General features: G+C 44.6%; 10 protein-coding genes. 4 read left to right on the top strand and 6 right to left on the bottom strand.

What is annotated here, in order from left to right; genetic code table 11:
• The first annotated feature begins 74 nt into the window (after positions 1-74).
• Together CH367_RS11280 and CH367_RS11275 are read left to right on the top strand one after the other, a co-directional pair.
• The gene (locus CH367_RS11280) at positions 75-533 is read left to right on the top strand and encodes an LIC_20196 family exoprotein (RefSeq protein ID WP_100762602.1); all 459 of its coding nucleotides are present in this window, start codon (positions 75-77) and stop codon (positions 531-533) included.
• Positions 534-545: 12 nt separating this feature from the next.
• The gene (locus CH367_RS11275) at positions 546-2,945 is read left to right on the top strand and encodes a C1 family peptidase (protein ID WP_100762601.1); all 2,400 of its coding nucleotides are present in this window, start codon (positions 546-548) and stop codon (positions 2,943-2,945) included.
• Between the two features lie 95 nt (positions 2,946-3,040).
• Here the strand turns inward: CH367_RS11275 and CH367_RS11270 are convergent, their stop codons facing one another.
• The 3 genes from CH367_RS11270 to CH367_RS11260 form a co-directional block, all read right to left on the bottom strand.
• Positions 3,041-4,399 carry an EAL domain-containing protein gene (locus tag CH367_RS11270; RefSeq protein WP_100762600.1) on the bottom strand — a complete coding sequence of 453 codons (1,359 nt, stop codon included), beginning with the start codon at positions 4,397-4,399 and terminating at the stop codon, positions 3,041-3,043.
• A 101-nt stretch (positions 4,400-4,500) separates the two neighbouring features.
• Positions 4,501-5,919, bottom strand: coding sequence for a UTP--glucose-1-phosphate uridylyltransferase (locus tag CH367_RS11265; protein WP_100762599.1), 1,419 nt, complete (start codon positions 5,917-5,919; stop codon positions 4,501-4,503).
• Positions 5,907-6,314, bottom strand: a complete 408-nt coding sequence (locus CH367_RS11260) for a hypothetical protein (protein ID WP_100762598.1) — start codon at positions 6,312-6,314, stop codon at positions 5,907-5,909. The genes CH367_RS11265 and CH367_RS11260 overlap by 13 nt, the downstream gene beginning before the upstream one ends.
• A 51-nt stretch (positions 6,315-6,365) precedes the next feature.
• Here CH367_RS11260 and CH367_RS11255 point away from each other — a divergent pair, with 51 nt between their 5' ends.
• A complete protein-coding gene (locus tag CH367_RS11255) occupies positions 6,366-7,361 on the top strand; it encodes a lipase family protein (RefSeq protein ID WP_100762597.1) in 996 nt (331 codons plus the stop codon).
• A gap of 16 nt (positions 7,362-7,377) precedes the next feature.
• Here the strand turns inward: CH367_RS11255 and CH367_RS11250 are convergent, their stop codons facing one another.
• The 3 genes from CH367_RS11250 to CH367_RS11240 are packed head-to-tail and all read right to left on the bottom strand — an operon-like array spanning position 7,378 to position 11,320.
• Positions 7,378-7,953 (bottom strand): FlgO family outer membrane protein, encoded by a 576-nt coding sequence (locus CH367_RS11250; RefSeq protein ID WP_100762596.1) that lies wholly within the window; start codon positions 7,951-7,953, stop codon positions 7,378-7,380.
• The gene (locus tag CH367_RS11245; RefSeq protein ID WP_100762595.1) at positions 7,953-10,097 is read right to left on the bottom strand and encodes a 7TM diverse intracellular signaling domain-containing protein; all 2,145 of its coding nucleotides are present in this window, start codon (positions 10,095-10,097) and stop codon (positions 7,953-7,955) included. The genes CH367_RS11250 and CH367_RS11245 overlap by 1 nt, the downstream gene beginning before the upstream one ends.
• Positions 10,094-11,320, bottom strand: coding sequence for a TraB/GumN family protein (locus CH367_RS11240; RefSeq protein WP_100762594.1), 1,227 nt, complete (start codon positions 11,318-11,320; stop codon positions 10,094-10,096). Before CH367_RS11240 ends, CH367_RS11245 begins: the two co-directional genes overlap by 4 nt.
• 188 nt (positions 11,321-11,508) lie before the next feature.
• Between CH367_RS11240 and CH367_RS11235 the strand changes: the two genes are divergently transcribed.
• A complete protein-coding gene (locus tag CH367_RS11235) occupies positions 11,509-12,015 on the top strand; it encodes a chemotaxis protein CheD (protein WP_100762593.1) in 507 nt (168 codons plus the stop codon).
• Positions 12,016-12,019: the final 4 nt, after the last annotated feature.

Here is a 12,019-nt window from a genome sequence, read left to right as displayed (position 1 = left end):
AAAAATTTCTTGCGGTGAAGATTTAAAAGTTCATACTTCATTCTTGGTCGAAAATCGGCCAGCTGGAGACAAAGATGAATTTGAAAGCGTTTGCTTGGATCGGTGTATTATTTTTTACTTTGCCGATTCTATCGGTACCCACTCCTCCTTCCTTGGAAACCCAAGTTAAGAATTCCGATTATATCGCGTTGACTCGCATCACGAACGTCCGCGAGAAAAAAATTTCCGAAACTTCCATTTCGGTAACGGCCACGGTTGAAATTCTCAAACCTTGGAAAGGCGCGGAAAAAATTCCCGCTAAGTTCGAAATCGGTTTTATGATTTTCCCGGAACTTTTGGGAAAATGGCTGAAGGCCGCTCCTCCCGAAGGAGATTACATTCTATTCTTAAATCAAAAAACCGTAAAGGACAGCAAGGGCAACGAGTCCTCTTTGATCGCCTTATACGAACCTCATCCATTCGCGTTTAAGGAATATTCCAGAGAAACGGAAGACAAGATCCGCGAAGTCATTCAGTCCCAGAAAGGGAATTAAGAGAATCAGTATATGAGAATTTTAAAATATTCTATAGTATCATCGGCTCTTCTTCTGAGCGTTCAGACTTCGATCTTCGCACAACCTTCTTTGCGCGGTCTCGGGATGAAACAGGAATCGTCCGAACTTCTTTCTTCCTTAAAGGAAACGAATCCGTACGGAATCTCGCACAGAGGACTTTCTTCGAGCGTGGATCTTTCTTCTTCCATGCCTCCGGTCGGGAATCAGGGAGAACAAGGTAGTTGTGTCGCTTGGTCCACCGCATACGCCACCAAAAGTTTTCAGGAATACATCGAAAGAAAAAGTTCCAAGGATTGGTCTTTGAAAACTTCGGACGGCGCTCCGAATTACGGAAAAATATTCTCTCCTGCGTTTATCTACAATCAGATCAACGGCGGTCGCGACAACGGATCTTTGATTTCAGACGCGATGCGTGTGATGGTGGAAATGGGCGCGGCTCCTTGGGAAACGATGCCTTACAACGCCGCCGATTACAGAGCGCGTCCTCCGCAAGCCGCGATCGACGCGGCTTCCAAATACAAGGCGAAGGAATTCTTACGCGTAAAAACGACGGACATGAGCGAGGTCAAAGCCCAACTCGCGGAAGGAAAGCCGGTGGTCGCGGGGATTTTGGTTTATGAAAACTTCTTCAATCTCAAAGGCGATCAGGTTTACAAAGAAGGTTTGGGCAAAACCTACGGAGGTCATGCGATCGCGATCGTAGGTTATGACGATTCCAAAAACGCAGTGAAGTTCATCAATTCTTGGGGAACCGATTGGGGTGATAAAGGTTACGGATACATCGACTATCGTTGGTTTACGAAAATCTGCCAAGGCGCGTTCGTAATGATCGATCAGGTCGAAACCGTCAGCGATCAAGGAAAACCGGATTCGAATACTCCCGAACCGACGAGTGTCGCGAGCGATTCCAATCCTACGGCTCCTTCATCGATCACGGCTTCTCAGGGAAGTTTTGTGGATAAGGTTTTGATCAATTGGGAAGTTGTCCCCGGTGCGATCGGTTATGAAATTCATAGAAAGGGTCCCGGAGATTCGGGCTTCGCAAAGGTCGGGCTTTCCGGAACGAATAGCTTCAACGACGACGGAGTTCAACCCAATCTCGCGTATCGATATAAGATTTTGACTTTGACCGATTCTTCCTCTTCCGATTTGTCTCAGGGAGAAGTGGTCGGCTTTGCGAAAACGGAAGAATTAAAACCTCCTCCTAAAGTTCTGGGCGTAAAAGCGACTCAAGGCCAATACGACAACAAGGTGGAACTCGCATGGGAACCGGGCGATTCGTCTTCCGAATATCAGATTTTTAAATGGAATAAAACCCAGAAGAGATACAACCCGATCGGAAATTCCAAGATCAACAATTACGTGGATAACTCGGCGGCTAAAAAAGGCGTCGTGGAAATCTATGTAGTGTCCGCGAAGCTCAACGGAAAAACGGGAGAACCTTCCGATGCGGCGAGCGGCTTTACGGCTCAACCGAAAACCCCGCCGGCAAAACCTCTGGGACTGATCGCAAGCAGAGGTTCGTACCAAAACAAGGTCGAGTTGAAATGGCAAAAAGTTTCCGGAGCTTCCAAATACTACGTGTTCCGATACGTGAAGTCCGGTTGGATCGGCGGTGGAGCTTGGGAAAAAATTTCCGAAACCGGAGCGGAGGAATTCATCGATGAGAATCTTCCTTCACGTTATGCGTATTATTCCGTAACCGCAGTCAACCTCGACGGGAAGAACGGACCTTTCTCCAGTTTCGCTTACGGTTATACGGACCCGAACAAACAAAGAGGAGTAAAACTCGCTTCTCCCGAAAACTTAAAAGGGGTTTTGGACGCGAAAGCCGCCAAGATCAGTCTGACCTGGGATAAGATGAAGGAAGCATCCGAATATTATGTTTTTCGTAAGAAGAGAGGAGAATCCAAATGGACCTACCTCGCCTCTTCGGGTACTAAAAATTCTTTCGTGGCCGACGTTCCAGAAAAGGAAGTTCTCTTTTTGTATTCCGTAACTTCCAAAACGGATCTAGGCGGTGAAAGCGGAAATTCTCTTCCGGTTTCGGCTGTGATCTCCACGGCTGTGACCGCTCCTAAGAAAAGAACGTTCGGGGGAGATTCCTCTCTTGAAAAATTCAAAGGTCCTTGGACCGCGATGGCTTGGGACGGTAACAACGGTGTGAGTCAGGTTCTTTTGGAAATCGAAAGTTCGGATAACATCACTTACACGGTAAAATTCAATAAGAAGAAGATCTTCGAAGGAAAATACGTGGAAGAATCTCCGATTATCGACAAGGACGGTAAGTTCAAAATCGAGATCGAAAAAACGGGAGACGCACTTTCGGTTACGATGAAGGATCCTTCGATCGTAAATCAGAAATCCAATCTTTCTTTCTTAAAAGAATAAGCTGTTTGAACGATCCGTTTGGTTGAAAGAGCCGAGCGGATCCTCTCGTTCGTAAAAACGGTAAAGGCCTCGTTAGAAATAACGGGGCTTTTTATTTAAGGAGCGAGTTGAAGTTCCTTGGCGAGTTTGAAGATATTTCCCTTCTCTTTCAATTTCAAAAGAAGTTCTTCCGAGTTGAGAATTTTGTTCACGACCGATTCGGGAAGGTTCTGCATATCATTGAAGATTTCCTTATATTCATCGATGGAAATTTTCGTACAAAAAAGATTCGCTTGGAAATAATAAACCTGGTGAGCGATGAGGAAGTTCAAAGAATCGATGTCTTCCAAGGCTTCCGCGGTGATGATCGCTTCGCGGTTGTCCGAAAGTCTTCTACAATAATCGATAAATGCCAGGTTGTCTAAAAATTTCGTGAGATCCTGATCGGCCTTAAACTTAAAACTGATCGGATCGAGTTTGAATTCCTTGATCATTTCCCCGAGGTCCAAAACGATCTGGTGACTCTGACTTTTTACTCCGAAGTCGTCTGCGGCGAAACTGATTCCGAAATTCCAAAATCTTCTACACACACTTTTGAGAGTGATTTCCGCTTCTTCGTATGGTTTTTCGATCAGTTCCATTCTTACCAGAGCCGGGCTCAGGTTTTGATTGAGAAGAAGGTTGTGAAAACGAGTTACCTTCTCGTCCGTATCGAACGTATCGATCAAGGTCTGCGGTGAAATGTTGAATTTCAAAAGACCGGGCGCTCCGTTGCAACACATGGTCAATTTTTCCAAAATCAAAAGTTCGATTCGATTCAAATCCTGATCGTGAGGAATATCCCGAATGAGATCCGCATAACCCGCGTAAGCTTCCCCACCCACAAAAACCTCTCCACCCTTCATCGAATACATATGGGTTTTGTGATTGTAATGGATGATCGGTTGGATGACCGCGTCTGCCTTCTCGCCCGCGAAGTAATCGTTCACTCGATTGAGGTAGGTCCAACTCCAACGGATAAGATTGTCTTTCAGATTTTTGAGAGAAGACACTTCCAACTCGTGAAAGATTTCGTCGACGTAAGAGATAAAATTACACTGGGTTCTTGCGATTCCGAAATCGAAATTCATCGATCCGTTTTTGATCGAAACTTCTCGGAATCTTCCCAGAACCGAATCGAAGTTTAAGAATCCGTTTCCGTTCGAGCCGTTCGCGTGAACCGGCGCGACTCCGATCAGAAGATTCTTCTTATCTCCGTAGCAGTAATAAGAATAATGATTTTCAGCACCGGGATGTAGTTCCGAAATTTTGATCGGAACCAACTGAAGAAAGTCCAGAAAGGATAAGGATTTGATGTCTTGAAAACGAAGCAGAACGATCGGTTTGCCTCGGTTCTCGTTGATAAAGACGTTTTTAAATTGTTCAATTTCTCCTTCGTCAAAGGAGCGGATCTTCGGACTTTTAGAAGTTGTCATTTTAGCCTTTGTTATACAAAAGATCCGTTGGTTATCGGATTGAGTCCGCCCGTTGGGACGTCTCGATTAAAAGATCCGATGAACGAATTTCTTTGTAAAGCCTAAAAGGAATATTTTCCGGATTCTAAAATTCCCATTTTTAAATCGGATATTTTCTTTAGAGTCGAACCTGTGTTTTGAATGACTACGTTACCCACGATTGTGACCTTTTGATCGAATAACACCTCACCTTGGACGGTTAAAGAGGTGCATTGCACCAAAGAAGGAATCTCAGGAACGAGTCGATTGAAGTCTTGGATCTTTTTATAATAGTTCTCGTCCAAGGAAATCAACACTTCGCCTAACCCCGATTTCTTTCTCTCTTCGGACATAGTGATCGAAAAATTTTCCAAAAGACGATACGCGTCCGATCTACGCACGAGATAGTCTTCGCATTTTTTTACGGGCGCGAATCGATCCCTTGGAATGATGATCCCTTTTACCTTGTTGAAATTTCGGATCGCGGAGCCCATCGCGGTTTCGAGTTGAAGGACTTCCTTTCCTTCCACAGTTTTAGGATTTACGATTAACGAAAGTTCGAAGTTTCCTCGGAGAATTCTTTCGCGAAGCGCCACAAGATCGATCCAGAGATTGTTCGTAGAGAACGTTCTAAACTTGCCGAGTCCTTCGAACTCGTGCATGTGATCCTGCGGAACCTGAGCGGTTTCCAACAACTGATAGTTTTCGGGTTTTCCGTTTACGATTCTTCTGTAGATCGCTCCTCCCTTTTTATCCGCGAGGGTTTTCGGAGTCATTTCCATACAGAATTCCAGTTTTTCCTTCAACATATAGGAAAGAATTCCGGGATGAACCGTAGCACCTAAGTTATCTCCGTTGGATACGAACGCGATCTTGTATCCGTGCTCTATCAACGTGTCGAGAAGTCCGGTTTCCAAAAGGGAAATCCAAATATCTCCGTGACCGGGCGGACACCATTCGTCATCGGGGTTTTTGCATACAATCGGTGTTAGGTTCTCTTTCAAAAGACGAGGCACTTTGTGCTGTAAGAAGGACGTTGAGAATTTTTGATTGAACCCGATCCGTTTTAGTTCGGCCTGACTTTCCTTTTGTGTGCTAAAGCTGTCCATCAGGATCAAAGGAACGGAAACGTTATACTTCTTCTGGATGACTTCGGATTGTTTCGCGAAAATTTCCAAAAAGGACATTCCTTCCTTAAGTGGTATGAGGGACTTCGGACCGGAAAGTCCCATCGAGGTTCCGAGTCCGCCGTTGAGTTTGATGACTACGAGATTTTTAAGAATTTCCGGACCTTGAGAATTCTCGGCTTCGATCTTTTCCAAAGTGATCTCGTCCAAAACAGGATCGAGATCGCCGACTTCTTCCCAACGAACCATTCCGGTTTCGCCGTTTCGAACCTGATCCGTTTTTTTCAAAAAATCCTGAATGAAAGTGGAAGACATACCTTCGGAAGACATTTTCTTCGAGATCGATTCTTCCGATTTTGTTTTTATCGAATCCATCGTACCACCGATTTGCTGTTGTATTGTTCGTCGAACTCGGTGAACTCGATCGAGAATTTCTCGGAAGGGTTCGATGGTTCGTAAAAAAGTTTGGCTCTCACTTCTCTTCCTTTGCCGGGAATTTCCTTGGGAGCTTCTTCGCTTTCCATATACAAGGGAAGAAAAACGAGATACGTATAAATGTAAACGGTTCTGTCCGAAGTTTTTTTATAAACCAAAACGCCTTTTCCGGTCAGATCGCGTTTTAGAATTTTCGTATAGGCAACGGGAAATAACTTTCCCCAGGCTTCTTTGAAATTTTTCTCCATACCGGAATGGGTCGGGATATTTGAATAGACAGCCGAAGGCAGGATGAAAAAAATCCAAAGGGAAAGAATCAGCTTCTTTGTTTTCATGAAAGACTCTGACAGTCTTGTCTTTTCACCCCATAACTTCAAGCCATTCTCATGAAAAAAATCGTTTCCGCTCTTAGAACGTCGCTCTATTTCCTTTCGGAAATTTTAGAATTTATCCTTTCCGTAATCTCGTCCCTTTTTCCATCCAGCGTCGATCCGAACCTTTCCCGAGGTGATATTTACATCGTGACCGGTTATCTGTCGGGAACCCTATTCTATTCTAAACTTCGTAAGGCTTTGGAAGCCAAGGGTTATCAGCCGAGAATTTTGAAAGTTCCTTCCCTATTCTTCAATACGAAAAAAGCGGTGGAAGTTCTTGCAAAACAGATGGATCAGATTCCGTCGAAATCGGTTTTACTCGCGCACAACACGGGCGGACTTTTGACCTTACTTCTTCCGGATCGAAGCCGTCAAAAAATTCGCGGACTTGTGACTTTGGGAACTCCGTTTCGAGGAAGTCATTTATTTTCCATTCTTCCCGTAGGCGGTTTGCGATACGGTTCTCCGTATTTGAAAGAACTCTTCAAAACTTTTTTGTTTATGGATCGATTTCATCCTCTTGCACCTTTGAAAGAATTTATTTTTCATCCGGCGTCTTCCTCGGTTTACGGAGAAGAAAGGGATCTTTGGTTCGATATTCCGGGGAACTTCAATCAGGTTCGTAAAGCGGAGAATATTCGGACGATCCTGGAATTTTTAGTGTTTCATTATCCGAGCGACGCCGCAAAAGAATTGGAAAAAGCCGCCGCCTTAGCGGCGTTAAACGCTTCTAAATCGCAGGCAAAACGGACCACAAACACGGCGGCAACTGCGAACGGTAAAAAAGGAATCGGTAAAACGAACGTCGCAAAGAGTAAGACGACGGCTGTAAACTCGGCGAAGGTTCAGTCGAAGAAATCGATTTCCAAAACAAAAACGAAGCCGGTCGCAAAACAAAAGCCGGGCGTTTCAACAAAGAATATTACGAAAAAGAAATCCTCTTCGGTTTCCGCAAAAAGTAAACCGGTTCGTTCCGTCGTATCCGCTAAAAAGAAAAAGAAACGTTAGACGAAATTTGTAAGGTTTAACGATTGGATTTCGGGACCGCGAAACGAGACTGATCGTAAAGATTGTCCGTGGAATCGAAAACGGATTCGGAGGACGCCAGAATTTCTCCGGACTGAAGAGAAACCGCACGAATTTGAAGTAAGAAAGTCTGATCGCTGAACTGAACCGTTCCCAAAATCAGAATATCCACCCCCGATAACTTTCCGATTTCCATATTCTTATCCGAAAGAACGAGCCCCGTCTTTTGAAAACTTTGCTCGTCGATCAATCGGTTGAGTTGGGATTTTTCCACGAGGACTATTTTTCCCGGTTCGGACATCTGCGGTAAAAGTTGAGAAGCGATCGTAACACCCAAAACGGTGGAAGCACCGACTTCGTTTAACAAAGGAAGAATGGCGAGTTTCAAAGCGTTCTTTTTATCCGGGAAGGAATTCTCACGATTGGCCGCGATCTGTTTTTTTAAGCTGGAAGAAACCTCCGCTAAAACCTCGTTCAAAGGTTTGGGAAGATTTCGTTTGGATCCGCGTCCTGCGCTTGCACAATCCGCAAGCAGAATCAAAGATAAGAATATAATAAAAATTGAATGTTTCATTAGAAATATTTCACCAAGGTGACTCGGTTCCCCGTGGAATTGAACTTAACTACGTCGAATGTGGAAAGTGCGAACGCGATTCCTCTGGTTTGTAATGGAGTGGTTTCGTCCGTTTTGGAAAGCGCCTTTCGAACGACTCTCGCGTGATTGAATCCCTTTCCTTCGTCCGTGATTCTATAACCCACTTTCTGCCTGGAAAGAAAATATTCCACGAGAATTTTTTTATCCCTATAATACGGATCGTTTTGTCGAGTAAGAATAAACTGAAAGTAATTTCCGTTCTTTAAAGATCTGGCTTTGTCCTCGTTGGATATGTTGAGGTTACCGTGTTCGATCGCATTGATGAGCATTTCCCGAAGACTGGTGCGGATGGAAAGTGTGATCGTCGGATCGGTGAATCGTACAAGATTGAATGTAAGTCTTTGACTCAGGAGTTCGGCGTTTTGTAGATAGTTGTTCATGGAAAAGACGATTCTTTCCTCGTCCAAAAATCTTCCCATCAGATCCTGATCGGGTTCGAAAGCCCTTCCCAGAATGTCTCGTCCAGATTCGTGTTCCAAAATTTGAAGACGCACCTGAAGTTCCTTCGGTTCTTTTAGATATTTTTGAACGAAGTCCGCTCGGAAATAAACCGGTTTCCCGGTGGAGGATAGTTCCTCCATTCTTTCCATCACATACAATTTTTTGAATGCGTCTTCGAGCCCACCCGTGTTGTACATGAGTTCTAAAAAATTCTTTCCGATCACGTCCTGAGGTTTAAATCCCAAAAACGTGGAAATGGATTTGTTACTTCCCGTGATCGTGCCGTTGGAATCCAGATCGAAAAGAAAGTCCTCTTCCCCTTCGTAAAGATTTTTATATTGAATCGCGGATTGTTCGTGTCTTTGTTTGAGAAGATTCAAAGTTGCGGCTTGGGTTTCCAGGTTCAAGGAAAGTTGTTTGATCCGATCTGCGAGCCCCAACGAAAGAAGAGCGACCTCGATCGCCGAACCGATCTGCAATCCCCACTGCGTGAAAAAATTATCGGGAAAAATTCCGAACGCCTTCATCGCGTATAAAAAACTTCCGAGGATCAAAACGGACCAAGCCGTTAAAAAGAATCTCGCGGGACGATGTCCTTTCCAGACGCATTGAAGACTGTTGACCAAAATCAAAGCGAGAACGATCAACAAAACGAGAATGCTCGAAACCACGCTGAACGTATAACTGAAAAAAGTCAAAGAACCGATACAACCGAACGCGCAAATCGCCATGATCGGATAGTAGAAACGGTTCGTGATCGGAGTGATCTTGGCGGATTCTAAAAACGATTTTCCGAAAAGACAAGCCGCCAAAAACGCGGAGAACATAAAAAACGGAAGGCTCACGTTTCCCCACTGCGGGTTGTTTGGCCACAAAAACTGAAAGGACAATCCGTTTAACGTAAGCTGAAACAGAATATCAAAAAAGATGAATATACTATAGTAAAGATAACTTCTGTCCCTCGTCGTCAGCAAAAGAAACAGATTGTAGATGAACATCACGGTCATGGTTCCGTAATAAAAACCTAACGTGGTATATTCTTTCGCGGTTTGTTCCAAGAACTCGGTTCTGGAATACGCGGACAAGGGAACGATGATCGAACTTTTCGATTCTATACGAACGTAGTAGTCGTTTTTGGATAGAGGTGGTTCGCTCAATTGAAACGGAAAGTTTCGATTCTCCGCAAGACGGGAAGAAAAAGGGAGCTCGTCTCCGGAAACCACCAAGGGTTCGTTCCCGTTTCGAACCGAATAGAATTGTAAGGAATCGATCAAACTGTATGAGAAAAGAAGAACCCAGTTTCGTGTTCCCTTTTCCGGATTGGCGACGGGAATTCTCACCCAAATCGCGGATTCCGAATATCCGAGGCTGTTGTTAAAAAGAGGAATGGATTTTCCGGAACGAAACACTTTTTGAATTTCGGGAAAGGAAAGTTTTCCGGACTTGTCCTCGTAATACGTTAGATACGGTTGAAGATCCCAGTCTTCCATCACAACGTTCGGTTCGAACTCGGAAGAATGTACCCGTGCGGATTCGTTTTGAGAATGGAGAAGGGAAAAAACTCCGGAAAAAGCCAACGTCAAAAAGAAGAAGGCGATTTTTTTCCGGAGTTTTAAAATCACAACAAACCTTTGAGAACGCGGAATAAGTCCGCGGTTACGATAAACGTCCCGATGCTACTTCCGATCTGAGGAAGCATAAACACGAGAAAGATACGGATCACGTTGTTCTTCCAATATCCTTTCCAGTGTTCCGAATCCTGAGCGATTCTTTCGAAATCCTCCACGAGAGGTTTACGAAGCCAAGACTCGCATAACGCGGCGACCCAACCGGGTTTTATGATCGGATTGAAGTTCCCCACCGGAGCCGCCAAAAAGGCGAGAATCACGGATAACGGATGTGCGAGCGAAATGATGGCGCCTAACGCGGCAAGTCCGCCCTTGACGAGAATCCAACGAAGAACGAATTCCTGACCTTGTTGTCTTCCGCCGAAATAAAAAACGGTTAGAATCAAACCCAGAAAAATTCCGGGAACCAGAAGCCCTTTCCAACGATCGAGTGCGGTTTTTTGAGGAAGATGGTCCAGAGGAGCGATGTCCTGTTCATCCTGAATTTGATTTACGATTCCTTGTAAATGACCCGCGCCGACAACCGCGAAAACTTTCTTTCCTTCCTTTGCGGAGTCCCGGATCTTTTGAGCGAGATAAGAATCTCTTTCGTCGATGATTACGTTCTTAATGGACTCATAACGTTTCGGAAGTTGGGAGAATAGATCTTTGAGAACGTCTTCCGATTTCATCTCTTCGATTTTTTCTTCGGAGATGTCCTCTTTTACGAACAAGGAAGTCAACAGAGCCGAAAGTAAAAACATACGATTGAAAAAACCGATGTTCCACCAAGCTCTTTTCAAAGTTGTGGAAACTTCGCGGTCGATCGGAACGATCTTCGCTCCGATTTTTTCCCCTTCGGAAATCGCCATTCTCATCTCGTCGCCGGGACGGATGGAACCCTTGCCGAGTTTTTTCTGAAACGCGGAAAGAATCAGACTCGAAAGAAGAAGATACATTTTTCTTTCTTTAAAAACTTTGAATATATCCAGTTTCTTCCAGTGTTCGTTGTCCTTTACGGACCGCATTCTGGAATTACAAAGTTCGACACAAACCGTGTCCGGTTTTTCTTGCCGGATGATTCTTTGCACCTCGTCGATACTTTTTTGGCTGATATGAGCCGTCCCGAGAATCGTAACGGTCGACTTGCCGAGTTTGATCGTTTCGATCGGTTCCGAGCCGGAAACTTTTTTCTTACGCTCGGGTTTTGTCTTTTCTTTGAGTGATGTTTTTGCCATTCCAAAAGCACTGTATGAACCGAGACCGAGGGAGTAAAATGAAATTCTACCGTTTCGGATCCGAAACTCGGTCCGTGGTAATCGGTTCTTTCGAACGTCTCAAAAAAGTATTGAAGAATTCGAGACGGTCCAATATTGTCTTGTTACTCTTTTATAACTAGAACTAATACCGGGATATCTGGAATCAAATGCTCGCAAAAGGATCGAAAGTAGTCAACGTAGGAATCGCGGACATACAAGCCGCCCAATCTCCGGAGATTTTAAGAACCACTTTGGGTTCCTGCATCGGAGTCGTGTTTTACGCTCCCGAGAAAAAGATAGGAGCGATGGCCCACTTTATGCTCTCCAAGGATCCGGGAGGAAAGGATTCTCAAAAGAATCCGTTCAAATACGCGGAAACGGCCATTCCCTTATTGATCAAAAAGATGAGCGAACTGGGTTGTAGTCCCGGAGATTATTCCGTAAGACTTTTCGGAGGCGCCTCCATGTTCAAAGGCGTTCAATCCAGTTTTTTACAAAACATCGGAGAACAGAATATTCTTACCGCGAGAGCCCTCTTAGAACAAAGTAAAATTCCATTGATCGTAGAAGACGTCGGCGGCAACGACGGAAGGACCATCAGTTTGTATTTGGACGACGGTCGGGTTCTTTTGAAAAAAGGCGGGTTTGAAAAGTACCTCTATAAGGTCAGGTAAGAAA

The sequence above is a fragment of the Leptospira barantonii genome, from assembly GCF_002811925.1.
Lineage (GTDB): Bacteria > Spirochaetota > Leptospiria > Leptospirales > Leptospiraceae > Leptospira > Leptospira barantonii.
Note: the sequence above shows the minus strand (reverse complement) of the source record. Positions and strands in the feature narration are given on the sequence as shown.